The organism is Lysobacter claricitrinus (genome assembly GCF_045866565.1).
In the GTDB taxonomy this organism is placed as follows: domain Bacteria; phylum Pseudomonadota; class Gammaproteobacteria; order Xanthomonadales; family Xanthomonadaceae; genus Cognatilysobacter; species Cognatilysobacter claricitrinus.
This window is the reverse complement of the sequence record NZ_BAAFZV010000001.1, coordinates 431,799-453,863: the sequence shown is the minus strand read 5'-3', so window position 1 is coordinate 453,863 and position 22,065 is coordinate 431,799. Positions and strand designations below refer to the sequence as shown.

23 protein-coding genes are annotated in these 22,065 nt (G+C 68.5%); 15 read left to right on the top strand and 8 right to left on the bottom strand.

The window, feature by feature from the left end; translation table 11 throughout:
* The first annotated feature begins 53 nt into the window (after positions 1 to 53).
* The 3 genes from ACKTTN_RS02020 (at position 54) to hemC (ending at position 2,073) form a co-directional block, all read left to right on the top strand.
* The gene (locus ACKTTN_RS02020) at positions 54 to 776 is read left to right on the top strand and encodes a LytR/AlgR family response regulator transcription factor (protein WP_407908699.1); all 723 of its coding nucleotides are present in this window, start codon (positions 54 to 56) and stop codon (positions 774 to 776) included.
* Between the two features lies 1 nt (position 777).
* Complete coding sequence (locus ACKTTN_RS02015) at positions 778 to 1,056, top strand: hypothetical protein (RefSeq protein WP_407908201.1); 279 nt, start codon at positions 778 to 780, stop codon at positions 1,054 to 1,056.
* 78 nt (positions 1,057 to 1,134) lie between these two features.
* Positions 1,135 to 2,073: a hydroxymethylbilane synthase gene (gene hemC, locus ACKTTN_RS02010; RefSeq protein ID WP_407908698.1), complete on the top strand. Its 939-nt coding sequence runs from the start codon at positions 1,135 to 1,137 to the stop codon at positions 2,071 to 2,073.
* Positions 2,074 to 2,106: 33 nt separating this feature from the next.
* On the opposite strand, the gene ACKTTN_RS02005 is transcribed toward hemC, so the two are convergent.
* From ACKTTN_RS02005 to ACKTTN_RS01985, 5 genes are read right to left on the bottom strand one after another with little or no spacing between them, the layout of a single operon-like run.
* Positions 2,107 to 2,499, bottom strand: a complete 393-nt coding sequence (locus ACKTTN_RS02005) for a YybH family protein (protein WP_407908200.1) — start codon at positions 2,497 to 2,499, stop codon at positions 2,107 to 2,109.
* 52 nt (positions 2,500 to 2,551) lie between these two features.
* On the bottom strand, positions 2,552 to 3,502 hold the full coding sequence (locus tag ACKTTN_RS02000) for a dimethyl sulfoxide reductase anchor subunit family protein (RefSeq protein WP_407908199.1): 951 nt from the start codon (positions 3,500 to 3,502) through the stop codon (positions 2,552 to 2,554).
* Positions 3,503 to 3,509: 7 nt separating this feature from the next.
* Entirely contained in the window at positions 3,510 to 4,337 is an 828-nt protein-coding gene (locus tag ACKTTN_RS01995; RefSeq protein ID WP_407908697.1) for a 4Fe-4S dicluster domain-containing protein, read from the bottom strand.
* 2 nt (positions 4,338 to 4,339) lie between these two features.
* Positions 4,340 to 4,552 (bottom strand): hypothetical protein, encoded by a 213-nt coding sequence (locus ACKTTN_RS01990; protein ID WP_407908198.1) that lies wholly within the window; start codon positions 4,550 to 4,552, stop codon positions 4,340 to 4,342.
* The gene (locus ACKTTN_RS01985; protein ID WP_407908197.1) at positions 4,549 to 7,434 is read right to left on the bottom strand and encodes a molybdopterin oxidoreductase family protein; all 2,886 of its coding nucleotides are present in this window, start codon (positions 7,432 to 7,434) and stop codon (positions 4,549 to 4,551) included. The genes ACKTTN_RS01990 and ACKTTN_RS01985 overlap by 4 nt, the downstream gene beginning before the upstream one ends.
* A 170-nt stretch (positions 7,435 to 7,604) precedes the next feature.
* Between ACKTTN_RS01985 and ACKTTN_RS01980 the strand changes: the two genes are divergently transcribed.
* The 11 genes from ACKTTN_RS01980 to hslU all read left to right on the top strand — a co-directional run bounded on the left by ACKTTN_RS01980 (position 7,605) and on the right by hslU (position 18,866).
* Positions 7,605 to 8,573 carry a helix-turn-helix transcriptional regulator gene (locus ACKTTN_RS01980; RefSeq protein ID WP_407908196.1) on the top strand — a complete coding sequence of 323 codons (969 nt, stop codon included), beginning with the start codon at positions 7,605 to 7,607 and terminating at the stop codon, positions 8,571 to 8,573.
* A gap of 193 nt (positions 8,574 to 8,766) precedes the next feature.
* Positions 8,767 to 9,072, top strand: coding sequence for a hypothetical protein (locus ACKTTN_RS01975; protein WP_407908195.1), 306 nt, complete (start codon positions 8,767 to 8,769; stop codon positions 9,070 to 9,072).
* Between the two features lie 64 nt (positions 9,073 to 9,136).
* Positions 9,137 to 11,239 carry a prolyl oligopeptidase family serine peptidase gene (locus tag ACKTTN_RS01970; protein ID WP_407908194.1) on the top strand — a complete coding sequence of 701 codons (2,103 nt, stop codon included), beginning with the start codon at positions 9,137 to 9,139 and terminating at the stop codon, positions 11,237 to 11,239.
* Positions 11,240 to 11,317: 78 nt separating this feature from the next.
* Complete coding sequence (locus ACKTTN_RS01965; protein WP_407908193.1) at positions 11,318 to 13,486, top strand: S9 family peptidase; 2,169 nt, start codon at positions 11,318 to 11,320, stop codon at positions 13,484 to 13,486.
* Positions 13,487 to 13,583: 97 nt separating this feature from the next.
* Positions 13,584 to 14,078 (top strand): hypothetical protein, encoded by a 495-nt coding sequence (locus tag ACKTTN_RS01960; RefSeq protein WP_407908192.1) that lies wholly within the window; start codon positions 13,584 to 13,586, stop codon positions 14,076 to 14,078.
* 37 nt (positions 14,079 to 14,115) lie between these two features.
* Complete coding sequence (gene lptM / locus ACKTTN_RS01955; protein ID WP_407908191.1) at positions 14,116 to 14,358, top strand: LPS translocon maturation chaperone LptM; 243 nt, start codon at positions 14,116 to 14,118, stop codon at positions 14,356 to 14,358.
* A 4-nt stretch (positions 14,359 to 14,362) separates the two neighbouring features.
* On the top strand, positions 14,363 to 15,199 hold the full coding sequence (dapF, locus tag ACKTTN_RS01950) for a diaminopimelate epimerase (RefSeq protein ID WP_407908190.1): 837 nt from the start codon (positions 14,363 to 14,365) through the stop codon (positions 15,197 to 15,199).
* Complete coding sequence (locus tag ACKTTN_RS01945; RefSeq protein ID WP_407908189.1) at positions 15,196 to 15,870, top strand: DUF484 family protein; 675 nt, start codon at positions 15,196 to 15,198, stop codon at positions 15,868 to 15,870. Before dapF ends, ACKTTN_RS01945 begins: the two co-directional genes overlap by 4 nt.
* Positions 15,860 to 16,795 carry a tyrosine recombinase XerC gene (gene xerC / locus ACKTTN_RS01940; protein ID WP_407908188.1) on the top strand — a complete coding sequence of 312 codons (936 nt, stop codon included), beginning with the start codon at positions 15,860 to 15,862 and terminating at the stop codon, positions 16,793 to 16,795. Before ACKTTN_RS01945 ends, xerC begins: the two co-directional genes overlap by 11 nt.
* 83 nt (positions 16,796 to 16,878) lie before the next feature.
* A complete protein-coding gene (gene hslV, locus ACKTTN_RS01935) occupies positions 16,879 to 17,430 on the top strand; it encodes an ATP-dependent protease subunit HslV (RefSeq protein ID WP_407908187.1) in 552 nt (183 codons plus the stop codon).
* A gap of 77 nt (positions 17,431 to 17,507) precedes the next feature.
* Entirely contained in the window at positions 17,508 to 18,866 is a 1,359-nt protein-coding gene (gene hslU, locus ACKTTN_RS01930) for an ATP-dependent protease ATPase subunit HslU (RefSeq protein ID WP_407908696.1), read from the top strand.
* Here the strand turns inward: hslU and ACKTTN_RS01925 are convergent.
* Genes ACKTTN_RS01925 through ACKTTN_RS01915 form a run of 3 tightly spaced genes read right to left on the bottom strand, consistent with a single transcriptional unit; the run spans position 18,854 to position 21,190 of the window.
* Positions 18,854 to 19,918, bottom strand: a complete 1,065-nt coding sequence (locus tag ACKTTN_RS01925; protein WP_407908186.1) for a hypothetical protein — start codon at positions 19,916 to 19,918, stop codon at positions 18,854 to 18,856. The two genes, hslU and ACKTTN_RS01925, sit on opposite strands and share 13 nt — an antisense overlap.
* 33 nt (positions 19,919 to 19,951) lie before the next feature.
* Positions 19,952 to 20,644 (bottom strand): helix-turn-helix transcriptional regulator, encoded by a 693-nt coding sequence (locus ACKTTN_RS01920; RefSeq protein WP_407908185.1) that lies wholly within the window; start codon positions 20,642 to 20,644, stop codon positions 19,952 to 19,954.
* A gap of 54 nt (positions 20,645 to 20,698) precedes the next feature.
* A complete protein-coding gene (locus ACKTTN_RS01915; protein ID WP_407908184.1) occupies positions 20,699 to 21,190 on the bottom strand; it encodes a DUF6328 family protein in 492 nt (163 codons plus the stop codon).
* A 97-nt stretch (positions 21,191 to 21,287) separates the two neighbouring features.
* Between ACKTTN_RS01915 and ubiE the strand changes: the two genes are divergently transcribed.
* A complete protein-coding gene (ubiE, locus tag ACKTTN_RS01910; protein ID WP_407908183.1) occupies positions 21,288 to 22,046 on the top strand; it encodes a bifunctional demethylmenaquinone methyltransferase/2-methoxy-6-polyprenyl-1,4-benzoquinol methylase UbiE in 759 nt (252 codons plus the stop codon).
* The last annotated feature ends 19 nt before the right edge of the window (positions 22,047 to 22,065 follow it).

The following is a 22,065-nucleotide window of genomic DNA, read 5'->3' as shown; positions in this document are numbered from 1 at the left end:
GTAAGGCTAATATCGGTGCCGGGGGGGTATCGACGGAGGGGTACGTGGATACGCTGAACGTGGTAGTTGCCGAAGACGAGCCGCTGGCTCGCGACCGCCTGCGCGCGCTGCTTGAAGAGCAGCCCGGCGTATACGTGGTCGCGACCGCGTCCGACGGCACGCAGGCGCTGCAGGCATGCGCCGAACATCATCCGGACCTTGTCCTGCTCGACGTGTCGATGCCGGGCATGGACGGGCTGGAAACCGCGCGCCATCTCGCCGCCAGCGAGCCGCGCCCGGCGGTCATCTTCTGCACGGCCTACGACGCGCATGCGGTGTCGGCGTTCGAGGCCGAGGCGCTTGACTACCTGGTCAAGCCGGTGCGGCCCGAGCGGCTCGCCGCCGCGCTGGACCGCGTGCGCCGGCTCACGTCGGTGCGCACGAATGGCGACGGCATGACCCGCAAGCGCACGCACCTGTGTGCGCGCCTTCGCGGCTCGCTGCGCCTGATCCCGATCGACGACATCCACTACCTGCAGGCCGAGGAAAAGTACGTCGTCGTCCACCACGCGCGCGGCGAGGACCTCATCGAGGAATCCCTGCGTTCGCTGGAAATCGAATTCGGCGATCGCTTCGTGCGCATCCATCGCAACTGCCTGGTCGCGCGCCACGAACTGGTCGAACTCAAGCGCAGCCCGGACGGCCACGTGCAGGCGGTTCTGCGCCATGGTCGGCAGCCGCTGGAAGTGAGCCGGCGCTGCGTCGCCTCGCTGCGCGAGCGCCTCGCCCACCTCTGACGTGGGCGCGCCGTCCACGCCGCCGCGCCTGGACCCGGCCGAGGCCGAAGCCGCGGCCGAGCGCCTGCTCGCGATGCACCGGGTGCAGCAGGCGGCCGATAGCCACGGCGCGTCCCGCGACCGAATCGTCTCGCGCGTCATCATTGTCGCGATCGCCGCGCTGGTCGGCGCCAGCTGCGGCGCGTTCATGGGCGCGCTGCGCGGTCATGGCGTCGCGGGCGCGGTGCTGGTCGGACTCGTCGGCGCGATGCTCGCGCTCATCACCAGCCGGCCGCGCTGACGGCGTGAACGCATCGCGGTTGGGCCGCGCCGCCCGATCCGCGACAATGCCGCGGTGACTTCTTCCCCGACGCCCGGCGTGCTCCGAATCGCCACCCGCAAGAGCCCGCTCGCGCTCTGGCAGACCGAACACGTCGCCGAGCGCCTGCGCGCCGCGCATCCCGGCCTGATCGTCGAACTCGTGCCTATGAGCACGCGCGGCGATGAAGTGCTGGACCGTTCGCTCGCCGCCATCGGTGGCAAGGGCCTGTTCCTGAAGGAGCTCGAGCTCGCGATGCTGCGCGGCGACGCCGACTGCGCCGTGCATTCGCTGAAAGACGTGCCAATGGACCTGGAGCCGGGTTTCACGCTGCCGGCGATCCTCGCGCGCGCCGATTACGCCGATGCGTTCGTCAGCAACCGTTTCGACGGTGTCGACGCACTGCCGCAGGCTGCGGTGGTCGGCACGTCGTCGCTGCGTCGGCAGGCGCAGCTGCGCGCACGTCGTCCCGACCTCGTGCTGCGCGACCTGCGCGGCAACGTGAACACGCGCCTGGCCAAACTCGACGCCGGCGACTACGACGCCATCGTGCTGGCTTGCGCCGGCCTGCAGCGTCTCGGCTTCGACGACCGCATCCGCGCGCGCCTGGCCGCGCCCGACTGGTTGCCGGCGCCCGCGCAGGGCGCGATCGCCATCGAATGTCGAACGGACGACGCCGCGACGATCGCACTGTTCGCCGCGCTCAACGACGCGACGACGCGCGCCTGCGTCGACGCGGAGCGCGCGATGAACCGCGCGCTGCACGGCAGCTGCCACGTACCGGTCGCCGCGTTCGCCGTGCTTGACGGCACGCGCATGCACCTCGAAGGGCTGGTCGGTTCCGCGCTCGATGGCCGCCACGTGCGCGCGTCGGCGGATGGCGATGTCCACGCGCCGGAGGCGCTCGGTGAACACGTCGCGCGCGACCTGCTTGCGCACGGCGCCGCGGAACTCATCGCGTCGTCTTCGGAACCGGATACCGGCGCGTTCGTGTCCTGAGACGTCGCCCGACCAGGCACGTTTTGCGCAGGGTCAGCCCGGCGCCGGCAGCAGGTTCGCGTCGCGCACGAGCTGCCAGTCGCCGTTCGGTTGGCGCGCGAAGATCGACAGCGCGTAGCCCGACCGCGACGTGCCATTGCCGTCGCCCTCGATCGGCGCCACGCGCACCGAAAGGCGGGTGACCGCGAACGCGAGGTCGCCGGACACGCGCACTTCCTGCACGTCGCCGCTGGACGTGATGCGGTGCGTTTGCAGCAGCGAACGCAGGCCGGTTTCGAACGCGCGCCGGCCTTTCATGGGCGGCTTTCCCGGCACGATGAACTCGGCGTCCTCGGTCATCAGCGTCAGCACGGTGTCCACGTCGCCGGCGGCCGTGGCGGCGTGCCAGCGCTGGATAAGTGCGCGGATAAGGGTTTCGTCGGACATCACGTTCCTCCGGTGGCGATGGATGGCATCGACGACGCGCGCCGCGCCCGCCTCAGTAGTACAGCGACACCACGTGTCTGGCTTCCGCGAAGAACAGCCAGCGTTCGACCAGCGCGCCGAGCAGTGCACTGAGCGTCGCGATGACGAGCAGTGCGATAGCGGCGAACGGCAGTACCCAGGCAAGCGAGAGCGCCAGCGCAGGCACCATCGCGAAGGCGACGATGGCAAGTGCACGCAACGGCGTCGCATGCTTGCGCGCGAGCACGAACACCATCTCGCGCGTCACGAAGTTGCCCTCGGTGTGCGGGCGCTCGAACACGGTGACGTCGCGTTGCGGAAGGCCGACGGCGTCTCCCCGCGTTACCGGCAGCGGCGTGCTGTCGATCGCGTTCCAGTAGCGCTGTTTCAGGAGCGCGAGCGCGCCGAGGCCGACCACCGCGAGCAGCAGCGCCATGCGCGAGGGCGACGCGCCGAAGATCGCGCGCAACGTGAGGAACGCGAGGCCCCCTGTCGTCACCGCGAACAGCAGGTAGACCGGCGCGACCGCGCGATGCGTCCACGCCGGAATCGGCTTGAGCGACGCGTAGATCATCGACGTGCAGTAGACGGTGGCGAGCGCGCCGATCACCAGCAGAACGGCCGCGCCTGCGAGCACGACGCCCGCCGCTTCGGGCATGGCGCCCATGCCCGTCGCGACGAACCGTGGCAGCAACGCCGCGATGAGCATCAGCGCCGGCACGAACGTCGCGAGCGACACCACGCCCTCGCGCGACAGCCACGACGTGCGCCATTGCGAGAACGCGCGCCAGGCGCGCAGTGGTTTGCCGAGGTGCCCGACCGAGCACAGCAGGCCCGCGATCGACATCAGCATTCCGAGCACCAGCGCGCCGAGCAGCGTGCGTGGCGACGTACCGACCAGCGCGGCCAACCCGCTCCATGCGAGCAGTCCGTAGCCGAGCCCGGACAGCGTGGTGAAGAAGATGACGGACAGTGCAGGGTGCATCCGGACCTCAGCGCGACAGCACGCGGTCGAGCCAGCGCAGCACCGGCGGCAGCGCCTGCGTGTACAGCGTTTCGGCGACGACCGGCGCGGCGTCTGCGGCACGTCGCGGGCGCGGGGGCAGGTACTTGTTGGTCGGCTTGTAGCCGAGCGACGCCATCAGGTCGACACCGCCGCGTTCGGCGACCAGCTTCGACACCTTCGACTCCGGATCGGCGAGGTCACCGAAGTGGCGCGCGCGCGTCGGGCAGGCCTGCACGCAGGCGGGCTGGCGCTCGGCTTCCGGCAGGTTCTCGTTGTAGATGCGGTCGATGCACAGCGTGCATTTCTTCATCACGCCTTCGACCGCGCTGTATTCGCGCGCGCCGTATGGACAGGCCCACGAGCAGAGCTTGCAGCCGATGCACTTGTCTTCGTCGACCAGCACGATGCCGTCTTCCGCGCGCTTGTAGCTGGCGCCGGTCGGGCAGACGGTCACGCACGCGGGCTCCTCGCAATGCAGGCACGAGCGCGGGAAATGCAGCGTCATCGCCGGTTGCGCGGCTTCCGCGACGATCGACATCGAGCCACACGACGGCTTCGCGTCGCGCATCGTCGTATCCGATACCACGGGCGCCGGCGTCGCATCGTCGACCAGCACCGCGGCGAGCTCGTAACTGTGCACGCGGTTGAACCAGACGCCCGTCGGTTTGTCGCCGTAGGGCTTCTCGTCCGGCAGCGGCGCGGCGAAACCGCCCGCGTTCCACTCCTTGCAGCTCACCGCGCAGGCGTGGCAGCCGACGCAGGTGTCGAGGTCGATGACCAGGCCGAGCTTCTTCGGCGTCGGAGGCGGCAGCATGGTCACCGGCGACGCCCTCCGCGCGCCAGAGCGATGCCGACCAGGAAGATCGCCAGCGGGATCAGGAAACTTGGCGCGACCACGCGCATCAGGCCGCCGATATCGTTCGCCTTCGACACGTCGCCGAAGGGCTCGATCACGCCGTAGCCGAGCAGGATGATCAGCAGGAAACCGAGCGCGACCAGCGCGTAGCCGATGATCTTTCGTGGTGTCATGACGCCTCGCGGGTGTCGCGCTGACGACGGAAGTCGGCGCCGTAGCGCAGCGGCGCGTCGTCGACCGGCGCATGCGGAATCGAAGCGAACTGCGGCCGCGACTGGCCATCGACGATCGCACTTGGTGCAATGCGCACGCGCAGGTCGAACCACGCCGCCTGCCCGGTGACCGGATCGGCATTCGCGTAATCGCCGTGCGGCGTGATGTCGGAAATCAGGTGGTTCATCAGGAAGCCCTTGGTGGCTTCCGGCGTGTCCTTCGGCAACTTCCACGCGCCACGGCGCTTGCCGATCGCGTTCCAGGTCCACACGGTGTCGGGCTGCACGTTCGACGCCGTCTTCGCCTGCACGGTGATGGTGCCGTGGTGCGAGGTGACATCGATCCAGTCCTCATCCTTTATGCCGTGGCGCGTGGCGGTATCGGGATGCAGGTAGAGATAGTTGCGCGACGCGATCTGCCGCAGCCACGCATTCTGCGAATGCCAGGCGTGGTACATGAACATCGGGCGCTGCGTGATCGCGCTGAGCGGGAATTCGCGATCGCCGGCATCGCCCTGCTGCGCCTGTTCGAACGGCTCGTACCAGATCGGCAGCGGATCGAAATAGGTGGCGACGCGTTCGCGATGCTGCGGCGGCGGCACGTTCGCACCGTGTCCCTGCGCAGCAAGACGGAACTTCTGCAGCGTTTCCGAATACAGCTGCAACACGATCGGCTGCGTGCTGCCAAGGAAGCCCATCTGCTGCGCCCATTCGAGATAGCCGCGATTGGCCATCTTGAAGAAGCGTGCGTGCTCGGGGATCTCGCTGCGCCAGAACCCGTTGTTCGCGATGTAGGCATCGAGCTGCGCCGGGTTCGGCGCGCCCTTGGCTTCGAGCGAGCCGTCCGCACCGCGCCAGCCGGCGAGCAGGCCGACGCCTGGCGCGCGTTCGTGGCGCACGATGTAGTCGGCGTAGTCGCGGTAGCGCGGCATGCCGTCGTCGTTGACCAGGCCGGGCAGGCCGAGTCGCGCGCCGAGGTCGATCAGCACGCTCTGGAAGCCGCGCACGTCGCGCGGACGATCCTCGGAATCGTGCTGCGTCGCCGGGTCGAACAGCGGATGGCGGATCGCGTCGGCCGCGCCGTCGGCGTCGGAGATGGGGCGGTCGAGCAGGCTGATCGAGTCGAAACGTTCGAGATACGTCGGGTCGGGGAACACGAGGTCGGCGTACGCCACCATCTCCGACGAGAACGCATCGCAATAGATGATGCGCGGGATGCGGTACTCGCCGTTGTCATCCTTGTCGGTGAGCCAGCGGATCGTCTCCGATGTGTTCATCGACGAATTCCAGCTCATGTTCGCCATGAACATCATGAGCGTGTCGATCTTGTACGGATTGCCCGACCACGCGTTGCGGATGACGGTGTGCATCATCCCGTGCGCGGCCAGCGGATAGTTCCACGAGAACGCGTGGTCGATGCGGCGCGGCTCGCCGTTCTCGTCGACGAGTAGGTCGTCCGGGCCGTGCACGAAACCCAGCGGTGCGGCGTCGAGCACGCCGTTCGCCTGACGCGTGCGGCCCGGTCGGTTCGGCGGTGGGATCGGCTTCGGGAACGGCGGCTGGTAGCGGAACGAGCCGGGCGTATCGACCGCACCGAGCAGCAGCTGCAGCACATGCAGCGCGCGGCAGGTGTGGAAGCCGTTGCTGTGCGCGCTGATGCCGCGCATCGCATGCATCGACACCGGGCGGCCGACCATCTCGGAATGTTCGCGGCCCCAGGCATCGGTCCATGCGATCGGCAGGCGCAGTTCGTGGTCGAACGCGTTTTCGGCCAGTTCGCGCGCGATGCGGCGGATGGTGTCGGCGGGGATGCCGCAGCGTTCGCTCACCGCGTCCGGCGCGTACTGCTGATCGAGATAACGCTCGGCGAGCAGCTGGAACGACGGCACCGCGGTGCGGCCATCGGCCAATGTGTGTTCGCCGACGACCGCGGGTTGCACGTCGATCGAGTTCGCGTCGACGAGCGATGAGGTCGCGCGGTCGAAGCAAAGTGCGCGACCTTCGGCGTCGCGTGCGAACAACCCGTCATCCGCTGCGCCCGGATCGCGGATCACCAGCCAGTGCGCGTTCGTGTAGCGCACGAGGTAGTCGAGATCGATGCGGTCGGTGCGCAGCAGCTCATGGATCAGTGCGAACGCGAACAGGCCGTCGGTGCCGGGGCGGATGCCGATCCATTCGTCCGCGATCGCGCCATAGCCGGTGCGCACCGGGTTGACCGAGACGATCTTCGCGCCGCTGGCTTTCAGATGGCCGAGGCCGAGCTTGATCGGGTTGGAGTCGTGGTCTTCGGCGACGCCCCACAGCATCAGGTAGCGCGTGCGCTCCCAGTCCGGCTCGCCGAATTCCCAGAAGCTGCCGCCCAGCGTGTACAGCCCGCCCGCGGCCATGTTCACCGAGCAGAAGCCGCCGTGCGCCGCGTAGTTGATCGTGCCGAACTGCTGCGCCCACCAGCCGGTCAGTGCCTGGCTCTGGTCGCGGCCGGTGAAGAAGGCGAGCTCGTCGGGGTTGCGCTCGCGGATCGGCGCGAGCCAGGAAGTCGCGAGCTCCAGCGCCTCGTCCCAGCTGATCTCTTCGAACTCGCCCGCGCCGCGTTCGCCCACGCGCTTGAGCGGCCGCGAGAGCCGGGCAGGGGAGTAGTGCTGCATGATCCCGGCCGAGCCCTTGGCGCAAAGCACGCCCTTGTTGACCGGGTGTTCGGGGTTGCCCTGGATGTAGCGGATGCGGCCGTCCTGCAGCCAGACCTTGATTCCGCAGCGGCAGGCGCACATGTAGCAGGTGGTGGTGCGGACCTCGTCGCCGGGCGTCGGGGACGTGTCGATCACCGGTTCTGATGGGCCTCGCATCGCGACATTGTGCCCGAGAGCCACCGCGCCGCCGCCCTGTCGTTCACACCCAACCTTTCACATCCCGCGACCGCCGCCGCGTCGAGACTGCGCCCCGGCCGGCCCTAGCCGCTGGCGCGACGGCAGTGCCATGCTTGGCATCGGCCCCGGCCCCAAGACTTCGAGCCCGAATGGAACGCATCGAACGCATCCACGCCCTGCACCGCATCCTCAGCGCCTCGCGCTATCCGGTGACGGTGCAACGCCTGCAGGAAGAGCTGCAGTGCTCGCGGGCCACGGTCTATCGCGACCTCGCCTACCTGCGCGACTACCTGATGGCGCCCGTGCAGGGCAACGGCGAGGCCGGCTTCCGCTACGACCACAGCGACGGCACGCGCTTCGAGCTGCCCGGCCTCTGGCTGTCGTCGGAAGAGCTGTATTCGCTGCTCGCGGCGCAGCAGCTGCTGGTGCGCTCCGGCGGAGGCGTGCTGTCGAACGCGCTCGCACCGTTGCAGCAGCGCATCGAGAAACTCCTGGGCGAACATGCCGGCGGACGGCGAGTGCCGGTGGAGCGGGTGCGCGTCATTCCGCACCGTCGCCGTCGCCTGGACGAAGCGAGTTTCCGCAACGTCGCCACCGCCGTGCTCGATCGCCGCCAGCTGGTGTTCGACTACCGCGCGCGTTCGACCGACGAGAAGACCCGGCGCATCGTGTCGCCGCAGCGCCTCACGCACTACCGCGAGAACTGGTACCTCGACGCCTGGGACCACGAGCGCGAAGCGCTGCGCAGTTTCGCGGTCGACCGCATCCAGAGCGCGAAGGTGTCCGACGACCCGGCGAAGGACGTGCCCGACGAGGAGCTCGATCGCCAGCTGTCGTCGAGCTACGGCATCTTCAGCGGCGCACCCAAGGGCTGGGCGACGATCGTGTTCTCGCCCAAGGCCGCACGCTGGGTGGCCGACGAGCACTGGCATTCGCAGCAGCAGGGCCGTTTCCTGCCCGACGGCCGTTTCGAGCTGAAAGTGCCCTACAGCAACGAGCGCGAGCTGCTGATGGACGTCATGCACTACGGCGCCGACGCCGAGATCATCGAGCCGGCGGCGCTTCGGCAGCAGGCCATCACCCATCTCGAGCTCTCGCTTGGCAAGTACGGGCGCTGAGGCGATCGGGTCGACGGCCCGGTCGCGATTCTCCGATTGATCGGTCGCGATGCAGGGGCGTGCGTCGCGATCCGCCGTGCGCGGACCGCTCGCGGCGGCGTCGCTCCGAGCCGTCCGTCGACCGGGATCCGGCATCGCAGCCCGTGAGACCCCGCCCGCCGATGGTGGCCTCCCGTCTTCTGCAGCCATCGCCATGTCGACCGAAGCCCGCGCCCCGTTGTCCCTCCTCGACGAAGTCCTCTGCACCGCGCTGGCGATCGGCGCCGTGCTGGTGACGTTGCTGCCCGCCGCACGCGGCATGTCGGCGTTCGGCTGGTTGCCGATGTGGCTGGTCGGCATGCCGGCGGTGGCGTGGTGGGGGCTGCATGGCTTCGCGTTGCCACGCCGCGCGGCGGAGCTGGAGCCCGTTTCCATCAGCTCGACATCGCGGCGCACCCGGCCGCAGGCGCGTCGCCGCGCGCGCCCGGCGCGTCGCACGGAGGCACGTCGCGCGGCGTGACCCGCGCCCGAGCCGCCTCCGGCGGCTGTGCTAGCGTCCGGGCTTTCCCGAAAACCCGCCGACGATGACGCGACGTACGACCGGAGTGTTGCTCACTGCCGTACTGGCCACCGCAGGCGCTGCTAGCGCGCAGGAGGCCGCCGTGCAGACCCCCGATCCCTATCTCTGGCTCGAAGACGTCACCGGCGAGCGCCCGCTCGCGTGGGTGCGCGAGCACAACGCCAGGACCGAGTCCGAACTCGCCACGACGCCGCAGTTCAAGCAGCTCGAAGGCGACATCCGCGCGATCCTCGATTCGGACGCGAAGATTCCCGCGGTCGAGAAGATCGGCGCGTACTACTACAACTTCTGGAAGGACGCGCAGCACGAGCGCGGCGTCTGGCGTCGCACCACGCTCGACGAATACCGCAAGCCGCACCCACAGTGGGAAACGGTGCTCGACATCGATGCGCTCAACAAGGTCGAGAACGCCAAGTGGGTGTTCCACGGCGCGAACTGCCTCAAGCCCGACGACCGGCTCTGCCTGGTCGCGCTGTCGAATGGCGGCGCCGATGCCGACGTCACCCGCGAGTTCGACCTGACGACCAAGTCGTTCGTCCAGGGCGGCTTTTTCCGTCCCGAAGCCAAGGGCGGCCTCGACTGGATCGATCGCGACCACGTTTACGTGTACACCGACTTCGGCGCGGGCTCGATGACGCCGTCGGGCTATCCGCGCATCGCCAAGGAGTGGACGCGCGGCACGCCGCTCGCATCGGCGAAGACGGTGTACGAAGGCACCAGCGACGACATGTACATCGCGGCGCTGCACGACAGCACACCGGGCTTCGAGCGCGATTTCGTCAGCCGCACCATCGCCTTCTACAACGATGAGCTGTACCTGCGCCGCAAGGACGGCACGCTCGCCAAGGTCGACGCGCCGAACTCCGCGCAGAAGAACGTGCACCGCGAATGGCTCACGCTGGAACTGCGCGACCCGTACACCGTCAACGGCACGACCTACGCCGCCGGCAGCCTGCTGGTCACGAAGTTCGACGACTTCATGGCGGGCAAGCGCGACTTCGAGGTGCTGTTCGCGCCTGACGAGCACAACTCGCTGGCGAGCGTCACGTGGACGCGCCACCACCTCGTGCTCAACGTGCTCGAGGACGTCAAGAACCGCCTGAGCGTGCTGACCCCGCTGCAAAACGGTTGGGCACGCCGCGAATTCACCGGCGCGCCGGCGTTCGGCACGCTCGGCGTCACCGCGGTCGATCCCGACGACAGCGACGCGGTGTGGCTGACGGCGACGGACTACCTCACGCCGACCACGCTCTCGCTCGCGACCATCGGCCAGCAGCCCGAAGTGCTGAAGACGATGCCGACGTTCTTCGACGCGTCGAAGGATGTGATCGAACAGCACTTCGCGACGTCGAAGGACGGCACGAAGGTGCCGTACTTCATCGTCCACCCCAAGGACATGAAGCCCGACGGCAGCACGCCGACGTTGCTGTACGGCTACGGCGGTTTCGAGATCTCGCTGACGCCCGCGTATTCCGGAGGCGTCGGCAAGGGCTGGCTGGAGAAGGGCGGCGTCTACGTGGTCGCCAACATCCGCGGCGGCGGCGAGTACGGCCCGCGCTGGCACCAGGCCGCGCTCAAGGCCAACCGCCACAAGGCCTACGAGGATTTCGCGGCGGTCGCGCAGGACTTGATCGCACGCGGCGTCACCTCGCCCAAGCATCTCGGCATCCAGGGCGGCAGCAACGGCGGCCTGCTGATGGGCAACATGCTCACGCAGTATCCGGAGCTGTTCGGTGCGATCGTCGTGCAGGTACCGCTGCTCGACATGAAGCGCTACAGCCATCTGCTGGCCGGCGCGTCGTGGATGGCCGAGTACGGGGATCCCGACACCGCGGACTGGGACTTCATCCAGCACTTCTCGCCGTATCACCTGTTCGACCCGGCGAAGAGCTATCCGCCGACGTTGTTCATGACGTCCACGCGCGACGACCGCGTGCATCCCGCGCACGCGCGCAAGATGGCCGCGAAGATGCTCGATGCCGGCAAGAACGTGCGCTACTACGAGAACATCGAGGGCGGCCACGGTGGCGCGGCGGACAACGCGCAGCTGGCGCACATGAACGCACTGGCCTACACCTTCCTGTGGTCGACGCTGGCCGCGAAGTGACGGCCCCGCGCGAAACCGGATAACCGTACGGCCGCCTTCGGGCGGCCTTTTCTTTTCTTTGTCGAAAGGACCCGCACAATGCGCGCCTTCCTGACGTTCCTGGCCCTCGCGCTCATGACGACGACGAATCACGCCGCAGACCTGCCCGCCGCACCCGACGCCGCGAAAAAGCCGCACGTCGTGAAAACGCCGTTCGGCGCCGAGCGGCAGGACGAGTACTACTGGCTGCGCGACGACAAGCGCAAGAACCCCGAGATGCTCGACTACCTCAAGGCCGAGAACGCCTACGTCGACGCGTACATGCAGCCACTCAAGCCGCTCGAGGATCGCCTGTACGACGAGATCGTGGGCCGCATCAAGCAGGACGACAGCTCGGTGCCGTTCCGTCACAAGGGCTGGTGGTACTACTCGCGCTTCGAGCCCGGCAAGGACTATCCGGTGCATGCGCGACGCCGAGACGCGCAGGGCCTGAGCGCCGCGTCGATCCAGCAGGCGAACGACGCCGGCGACTTCGCCGACGAGCAGGTGCTGCTCGACGTCAGCGCGCTCGCGCACGGCCACGACTACTACAGCGTCGGCATCTACGAGGTCAGCGAGGACAACCGCCTGCTCGCCTACGCTGACGACACGGTCGGCCGCCGCCAGTACATCGTGCGGTTCAAGAACATCGAGACCGGCGAGGTCTATCCCGACGAGATCCATGGCGTGTCGCCCGACATCGTCTGGGCCGACGACAACCGCACCGTCTTCTACATCGAGAACGACCCGGAAACGCTGCTCACCGTTCGCGTGAAGAAGCACGTACTGGGCACGCCGGTCGCGAACGATCCCGTCGTCTACGAGGAAGAAGACGACAGCTTCTACATGGGCATCGAGCGCACACGCGACGACCGCTTCATCTGCATCTCGATGAGCAGCACCGTCTCCGACGAAATGCGCTGCGCGCCGGCCGCGGATCCGAAGGAGTTCTTCGTGCTCGCGCCGCGGGAGCGCGACGTTGAATACAGCGCCGACCATTACGACGGCCGCTGGGTGATCCGCACGAACGAGGCGGGCGCCAAGAACTTCAAGCTGATGACGGCGCCGACCGACGCGCGTTCGCGCAAGGAATGGAAGGAGTGGATCGCCACCAGCGACGACGTCTTCATCGACGACTTCGAGCTGTTCCGCGACTTCACCGTCATCGCCGAACGCTCCGACGGCCTCGAGCGCCTGCGCGTGCTGAAGGCGGACGGCACGCAGGACTACGTCAAGGCCGACGAGCCGGCGTACAGCATGGGCCTGTCGACGAACGCCGAGCCCGAGACGGACTGGCTGCGCTATACCTACACCTCGCTCACCACCCCGGCGACGACGTACGAAGTGAACGTGCGGACGAACGAGCGCACGTTGCTCAAGCAGCAACCGGTGATCGGCTTCGACGCATCGAAGTACGTCACCGAACGCGTGTGGGCCACCGCGCGCGATGGCACCAAGATCCCGGTGTCGATCGTCTATCGCAAGGGCTTCAGGAAGGACGGCACCGCCGCGCTGCTGCAGTACGGCTACGGCAGTTACGGCGCGTCGATGGACCCGAACTTCAACCTGCCGGTGGTGAGCCTGCTCGACCGCGGCATGGTCTACGCGATTGCGCACATCCGCGGTGGCGAGGAGATGGGGCGTCGCTGGTACGAGGCGGGCAAGCTGTTCAACAAGAAGAACACCTTCACCGACTTCATCGACGTCACCGACGTGCTGGTGAAAGAGGGCTACGCCGCGAAGGATCGCGTCGCCGCGTACGGTGGCAGCGCCGGTGGCCTGCTGATGGGCGCGATCTCGAACATGGCGCCGGACAAATACCGCCTGATCCTCTCGCAGGTGCCGTTCGTGGACGTGGTGACGACGATGCTCGACCCGACCATCCCGCTCACCACCAACGAATACGACGAGTGGGGCAATCCGGAGAAGAAGGACTTCTACGACTACATGCTGTCGTACTCGCCCTACGACAACCTGTCGAAGCAGGCCTATCCGGCGATGTTCGTCGGCACCGGGCTGTGGGATTCGCAGGTGCAGTACTGGGAGCCGGCGAAGTACGTCGCCCGCCTGCGCGATCTCAACACCGCCGACGCGCCGGTGCTGTTCCGCACCAACATGGATGCGGGCCACGGCGGCAAGTCGGGGCGCTTCCGTCGTTACCGCGAACTCGCCGAGATGTACGCGTTCGCGCTCGACCGCCTCGGCGTGGCGGAACCCGCGACCAAGTAACGCGACGACGCAACGCGCGGCGACCCGACGCACGGTCGCCGCCGACTCGTTCGCGATGGCAGGGTGGCGCATCGTTTCGCCGACCGCGGAGTGCCCGATGTCCAAGCCGTCCCTGCGCCCGATCCTTGCCGGCGGCCTGCTCGCCGGTCTGCTCGACCTGACCTTCGCGCTCTGCTTCGCCGGTGCCAACGGTGTCGGCCCGGAACGCGTGCTGCAGACCATCGCCAGTGGCTGGCTGGGCAACGCGGCCTACGAAGGTGGCCTGTCGACCGCGGCGATTGGCCTCGTCTCGCATTTCGGACTCGCGTTGCTGTGGGCGGGGTTGTTCCTGTTCGCCGCACGGCGCATGCCGGCGCTGGTCACGCACCCGCTCGTCGCCGGCATTGCGTTCGGCGTGGTCGTGTTCCTGGTGATGCGGCTCGCGGTGTTGCCGCTGTCGGCCTATCCGCGCCCGGTCACGTTCAAGCCGCTGGCGACGGTGCTCGACCTCGCCTCGCACACGCTGCTGTTCGGCGTGCCGATCGCCTTGGCCGCGCGACGCGCCCTTCGCGGCCGTCGCGATGGCGTGGTGGTGATGCCCGCGTCGGCGTGAGCACGGAGGCGTCGCGGCCACGCGCTACACTCGCCGCATGAAGCCCCGAATCCTCGTCGTCGCCCTCCTGTCCCTCGGTCTGGCCGCCTGCGGCAACAAGGGCCCGCTGATCCTGCCGACCGCGCCGCCGCCCGAACAGGCGCCGCCCGCCGAGTCGCCGCCGGCCACACCGCCGACGCCGGAGACGCTGAACGACACGCAGAACGCGACGCCGCCGCAGGGCAACGGTACCGACGCGGGCGACGCCCCGCCGCCGCCGAGCCCGACACCGCAGCGATAACGCCATGCGGTTTTCCAAGATGCACGGCGCGGGCAACGACTTCGTCGTGCTCGACCTGCGCGACGGCCGCGATCCACCGTCGCCGGCCCTGTGCCGCGCGATCGCCGACCGCCACACCGGCGTCGGCTGCGACCAGATCCTGACCATCGAACCCGCCGACGCACCCGGCGTGGTCGCGCGCTACGGCATCTTCAACGCCGACGGCAGCCGCGCCGGCCAGTGCGGCAATGGCGCGCGCTGTGTCGCCGCGTGGCTGCGTCGCGATGCGACCGCGCGCGGGACGCCACTCGCCGATCGCTTCGAAGTCACCAGCCCCGCCGGTCGCCATGCCGTCGAGTTCGTCGACGCCGATCGCGTGCGCCTCGACATGGGCCGCCCGCGCTTCGATCCGGCGGACGTTCCGCTCGCCGGTTTTGACGTCGCGGACGAGTACGGCGTTGACATCGATGGTCGCGCCGTCCGTTTTTCCGCCGTATCGATGGGCAACCCGCACGCGGTGGTCCGCGTCGACGATGTCGACACCGCACCGGTCGAAACACTCGGCCCGGCCTTGCAGGCCAGCGCCGCGTTTCCCGATTCCGTGAACGTCGGCGTCGTGCAGGTCGTCGATCGCACCCATCTGCGCCTGCGCGTGTTCGAGCGCGGCGTCGGCGAAACGCTGGCTTGCGGCAGCGGCGCCTGCGCGGCGGCGGTGACCGCGATGCGTCGTGGCTGGATCGAGCGCGCGGTCGACATCGCGCTGCCTGGCGGCACGTTGCGCATCGAGTGGCCGGACGACGACGCGTCCGTCGCGATGACCGGCCCGGCGGCATTCGTTTTCGAAGGAGATTGGCTCGAATGACTGACACCAGCGAAAAACTCGGCGCGCACGAAGTCGCGACGTGGCTGCGGCGGCATCCCGACTTCCTGCGGCAGTTCCCGGACCTCGCCGCGTCGCTGGTGGTGCCGCGCGAATCGGGCCCGGCCGCGTCGCTGGCGAGCTACCAGCTCGAAGTGCTGCGCGAGAAGAACCGCGAACTCACGCGTCGGCTGCAGGAACTGTTCGCGAACGCGCAGGAAAACGAACGCCTGTCGGTGCGCATCCACCAGCTCACGCTGGGGCTGATGCGGCAGACGAACGCGGCGGACACGCTGCGCGCAATGGCGGCGTCGCTCGCCGAGGATTTCAGCGGCGACCTCGTGCGCATCGTGCTGCTCAAGCCGATCGACGGCGTCGAAGCCGGCGACTGGCTCGACGTGATCGGCCCCGGCGACATGCGCTTCAAGCCGTTCGCCGATTTCCTCGCGGGCGACGAACCGCTGTGCGGTCGCCTGCAGCCGGCAAAGCAGGACGTGCTGTACGGCGATCGCGTCGACGATGCGCAGTCCACCGCGCTGTTCTCGGCGCAGGGCTTCGCCATGATCGCGGTCGGCAGCCGCGATCCCAACCGTTTCTATCCCGGCATGGGCACGCTGTTCCTGCGCATGATGGGCGAGTCGCTCGGCGCGGCGCTGTCGAGGTATGTCGACTGACGTCGCCACCGCGGACGTCGCGATGCCGGCGTCCGTCGATGCGTTCCTCGCGCATCTCGCGGGCGAACGCCAGGTGTCCGTGCACACGCTGGATGCGTATCGCCGCGACCTGACGTCGCTGGTCGCATGGACCACGCCGCGATCGATCGCGATCGAAGCACTCGACGGCGAACACCTGCGCGCGTTCATCGCCGACGAACACCGCCGCGGCTGTGCGCCGAAAACGTTGCAACGGCGGCTGTCCGCGTGTCGCAGCTACTTCGGCTGGATGCTGCGCCACGCGCATATCGCCGCGAATCCCGTCGCCGGCCTGCGTGCGCCGAAAGCGCCGCGCAAACTGCCACGCGTGCTCGACCCGGACGAAGCGAAGACGCTGGTCGAAACGCCGGTCGACGCACCGCTCGGCCTGCGCGATCGCGCACTGCTCGAACTGTTCTATTCGTCCGGCCTGCGCGTGTCGGAACTGTGCGGCCTGCGCTGGGCGCAGATCGACCTCGACGACAGCCTCGTGACCGTGCACGGCAAGGGCCGGCGCGAGCGCACCGTGCCGATCGGTTCGCATGCGCGCGCGGCGCTCATCGACTGGCGCGCATCCACCGGCGCGAAATCCGACGATGCCGTGTTCCCGGGCCGCGGCGGCGCACCCATCACCACGCGCGCGGTGCAGCTGCGCGTGCGTCAGCTCGCCGAACGGCAGGGACTGTTCAAGCAGGTGCACCCGCACATGCTGCGGCACTCGTTCGCCAGCCACATCCTCGAATCCTCCGGCGACCTTCGCGGCGTGCAGGAACTGCTCGGCCACGCGGACCTCTCGACCACGCAGATCTACACGCATCTCGACTACCAGCACCTCGCGAAGGTCTACGACGCCGCGCACCCGCGCGCTCGGCGGCGCAAGGCCGAGACGCCCGACGACAGCGCTTGAACACCGCACGGGCGACCCTCATCTCCGTTGAACGCCGGCGCTGCCGGTAACCGACCGCGTCCGCGGTCCGCTCCGGAGACCGCATGGACCCCAGCCAGAATCCCAACGTCTTCCACGCGACGACCATCCTGTCGGTGCGTCGCAATGGCCATGTCGCCGTCGGCGGCGACGGCCAGGTCACGCTCGGCAACACCGTGATGAAAGCCAACGCGCGCAAGGTGCGACGACTCGGTCGCGACGGCCAGGTGCTCGCGGGTTTCGCGGGTGCGGCCGCCGATGCGTTCACGCTGTTCGAGCTGTTCGAAGCCAAGCTGGAGAAGCACGGCCAGCTGACGCGCGCGGCGGTCGAGATGGCCAAGGACTGGCGCACCGAGCGTCGCCTCGGAAAGCTCGAAGCATTGCTGTGCGTCGCCGACAAGGAAACGTCGCTGATCGTGTCCGGTACCGGCGATGTGATCGAGCCGGAGGACGGCATCGTGGCGATCGGTTCGGGTGGCGCGTACGCGCTGTCGGCCGCGCGCGCGTTGATCGGCCACACCGCGCTCGAAGCGCGCGACATCGTCACCGAGGCGTTGAACATCGCCGGCGACGTCTGCATCTACACCAATCGCAACATCGTCGTCGAAGAGATCTGAGCGCGTCGCGCCGACCTCCGCCCACCCCGAATTCCGGATCGCTCATTCCCGTGAAGCCCGACACCAGCAGCGCCACCATGACCCCGCGCGAGATCGTGCAGGAACTCGACCGCCACATCGTCGGCCAGCACGACGCCAAGCGCGCAGTCGCCATCGCGCTGCGCAACCGCTGGCGGCGCATGCAGCTCGAGCCGGAGCTGCGCAACGAAGTGATGCCGAAGAACATCCTGATGATCGGCCCGACCGGCGTCGGCAAGACCGAGATCGCGCGCCGCCTCGCCACGCTCGCGAACGCGCCGTTCGTGAAGGTCGAAGCCACGCGCTTCACCGAGGTCGGCTACGTCGGCAAGGATGTCGAGCAGATCGTGCGCGACCTCGCCGACACCGCGGTCAAGATGTATCGCGAGCAGGCCAAGACGCGCGTGCGCACGCAGGCCGAGGAGCGCGCGGAGGAACGCATCCTCGATGCGTTGTTGCCGCGTCGCGAGAAGGGGCCCGTGTTCGGCTTCGAGGACACGCAGGCGCACCAGGACGACGCGGACGAGCAGAAGAAGTACGACGCCACGCGCAGCAAGCTGCGCAAGCAGTTGCGCACGGGCGCGCTGGACGAGCGCGAGATCGAGATCGAGACAGCGGTGAACGTCGGCGTCGACATCATGGCGCCGCCGGGCATGGAGGAGATGGGCCAGCAGCTTCGGCAGATGTTCTCGCAGGTGGCCGGTGCGAAGACGCATCGTCGCAGCCTTGCGATCGCGGCCGCGCGTTCGCAGCTGGTCGAGGAGGAAGCGGCGAAGCTCGTCGACGAGGAGGACGTGCGCGACGCGGCGATCGAAGCCTGCGAGCAGCACGGCATCGTCTTCATCGACGAGATCGACAAGATCGCCAAGCGCGGCGAAAGCGGCGCGACCGGCGGCGACGTGTCACGCGAAGGCGTGCAACGCGACCTGCTGCCGCTGGTCGAGGGCTCCACGGTGGCGACGAAATACGGATCGGTGAAGACCGACCACATCCTGTTCATCGCGTCGGGCGCGTTCCACCTTGCCAAGCCCAGCGATCTCATACCCGAATTGCAGGGCCGGTTCCCGATCCGAGTCGAGCTGTCGTCGCTCTCCAAGGACGACTTCGTCAAGATCCTGACCGAGCCGCGCGCGTCGCTCACCACGCAGTACGTGGAGTTGATGCGCACGGAAGGCGTCGAACTCGCATTCGCGCCGGACGCTGTGGAGCGCCTCGCCGAACTCGCGGCGCTGGTGAACGAACGCCAGGAAAACATCGGCGCGCGCCGCCTGCACACGGTGCTGGAGCGCCTGCTCGACACGCTGAGCTACGAAGCGCCGGACCGGGGCGGTGACTCGCTTACGATCGACGCGGCCTATGTCGACGCGCACCTCGGCGAGCTGGTGAAGGATCCGGATCTTTCGCGTTACATCCTCTGACCCGTACTCGGCGCGGCGGGCGTTGCATGCATTGCCGCGAGGCGGCGTTGCGTGTCGGCTTGTAGCACGTCGCGCGCGGCGGCCTGCAGCGCGGTGACTGAAACCGTATCGGGCGATGCGCCAAGTTTCGCCCGCACGTCTTCGATGACGCGACGATTCGCATAGTTGTGCGGCACGCTCGGGTCGTCGCCCTGCGAGCTCATGAAGTAGTGCAGGCGACGCTCGCGCACGCGGTCGGCCATGGCGAGCTCGACGAGCTTGGCGCGGTATTCGAGTTCCCAGTTCGCAAGCCCCGGAAAGCGGTGCTTGTCGGCGAAATGCTGCGCTTCATGCGCGAGGAAGACCACGCGGAAGTCTTCGCCATCGACGCCGCCGTCGTACAGCGGCAGCACCGCGAACAGCCGGGTGTCGGTCGTCCAACCGCCGTTGGAGCCGCGATCGCAGCGCGCGAACGATGACCAGCCGTAACTCGCAAAGCCGTCGAGAAGATCGACGTCGACCGGTTGCGCGCCGTCGGGCAGCGGCACCACAAACTGTCGCGTCTGCTGGCGCTGCCACAGCATCAGCTCGCGCAGTGGCGGCGTCACGCCCTGCAACACGTGCCACCCGCGCGCGGCAAGATCGCGCTCGACGATGGGGTCGAGATCGTCGAGCGTGGTGGCCTTGGCCGCGTCGGTGCCGATGCGCTTGCGCAGGTCGGCGAGCAATACCGCGTCGGCATCCGTGCGCTTGGCGGGTTCGCGCAGCGCGGACCACCAGTAGCGCTGGTAGATGGCGAGCACGTCGCGTGCGAGCGGATCGCTGATCGACGTCGATGCCTGCGGCGGCGTCGTGTCGAAGCGCTGCTGCAGGCAGTGGCGATAGTCCGCGTCCTTGCCGCTCCATTGCGCATCCGGTACGGCGGCAAGCGCGGCGAGTGCGCGCGGCGCGTCGCCGTCGAGCATGGCGGTGGTGGACGCGTCGATCGCCGCCTGCGTGGCGGACGGTTCGGCCGCGTGCAGCGGGGCGACGAGCAGGAGCAGGGCGGTCAGCAGGGGGGCGGGGCGGGGCATGGTGGCGTCACGCAGCGGCGATGCACCATTCGATCAAACGGTCGCGGCGTGGTCTTGAACGCAGTTGAGGTGGCGGCGCAGCGCGGCGGGCGCCAGGCCGGTTTCCTGCCGGCACACACGGTTGAAATGCGGCTGGTCGGCGAAGCCCGCATCGATCGCCACCTGCGCCAGCGCCATTTCGCCGCGCAACAGCCTCAGCGCGCGCTGCCAGCGGATCTCGCGCCGCAGGCGTTGCGGCGACAGTCCGTACGCCGCGGCGATCGCACGGCTGGCATGCGCGGGCGTGATGTCGAGTTCGGTCGTGATCTCGCCGATCGACGCGGCGTCGTCGCTGAGGCGCGCGACCAATGCGCATTGCCAGTCCGGCAGGTCGACACGCGCATCGACCGCCGTGCATGTCGTGAGCAGGGCGGTCACGCGGTGCGGCGCGCGCAGGAACGTTTCGCAGGCCTCCGCGAGCGACGCCACGCGGAACACGCCGCTCGCGACGTCGTCGGGCACCGGCGCATTGAGTACGCGCGCGCCATGGCGGCCGAAGCGGTTGCCGTGCGCCTGCAACGCGGGATGGACGACGATCAGCCCGGGCTCGCAGCGTCGCGGACCCTCCAGGCCAACCTCGACATGATCGCCCTCGCGCACCAGGGCGGCGTAGGCGCCGGCGTGGCGATGCACGGCCAGCCCGGAGCCGGCGGCGTGCCGCGTTTCGTGATCGGGCGTCGAATGCATCGCGGGCTCCGCCGAGCGCGGGGGCGTCGCGCCGAGGTTAGCGCGCCGATGTGCTCACGGCGGCGCCGTCGCATCCAGTCGCAGCAGCCGGCTGACGATCGGCAACACGAACCACAGCGCCACGAACACGGCGAACAGCGTGGTCGCGATGGCGAGGCTGATCCGCGGGCCGTCGATCAGCCGGCCGACGAGGTAGGCGTCGAGCACCAGCGCGAGCATCAGCAACGGCATGCCCGCCATCAGCAGCCGCGTCGACAGGCGCAGGAAGTGCGCGCTGATGCGGTCGGGTGCGGTCAGTCGATGGTAGGCGGCGGGCGTCATGATCAATGCGATGGCGACGACGACCAGCGCGATCGAGCCGAGGTGCATCAGCTTCTCGGTCCGGCTCAGGTCGGTGTCGAAGCGGTCGCTGAACACCGCGATGAGCTGGAAGCCGAACAGCGCCTGCACGCCGGGCAGCACCATGCGGCACTCCTCGATCAGGTGGTCGGCGGCCTTGGTCAGCGATAGCGCTTCCGCGCCTTTCAGGTGGTGCACGGTCGACATGGACAACCCTCCGAGCACAGCATCGGCCGGCGCGCGTGGCCGCCGCGTCAGCGCGGCGTCGACCCGGCCGGGCGCCCGGCGATGCGATAATCGCCGCATGAGCGAAGACCCGCGTCCCGGCACCACCCATTTCGGCTATCGCGACGTGCCTGTCGGCGAGAAGCAGAAGCTCGTCGGCGAGGTGTTCTCGTCGGTCGCGTCGAAGTACGACGTCATGAACGACCTGATGTCGCTGGGCATCCACCGGTTGTGGAAGCGCTATTTCGTCGCGACGGCGCAGGCCAAGCGCGGCGACCGCGTGCTCGACCTGGCCGGCGGCACCGGCGACATCGCGGTGCTGCTGAAGGATCGCGTGGGCGACGCCGGCGAAGTGGTGGTCGGTGACATCAACGGCGACATGCTGCGCGTGGGCCGTGACCGGCTGACCGACCGCGGCCTCGTGCGCGGCCTCGACTGGGTGCAGTGCAACGCACAGGCGCTGCCGTTCCCGGACGGCCGCTTCGATCTGGTCACGATCGCGTTCGGGCTGCGCAACGTCACCGAGAAGGACGTCGCGCTGCGCGAGATGCATCGCGTGCTGCGTCCGGGCGGGCAGGCACGCGTGCTCGAGTTCTCGCAGGTCACCGCCGACTGGTTCCGGCCGATCTACGACTTCCACTCGTTCAACGTACTGCCCAAGCTCGGCGCGATGATCGCGGGCGACGAAGGCAGCTACCGCTATCTCGCCGAAAGCATCCGCAAGCATCCGCCGCAGCGCGAACTGCAGTCGATGATGGACGACGCGGGTTTCGTGCGAACGAAGTACCGCAACATGTCGGCGGGCATCGTCGCGATCCATACCGGCTACAAGGCCTGATGCGCAATCGCGTCCGTCG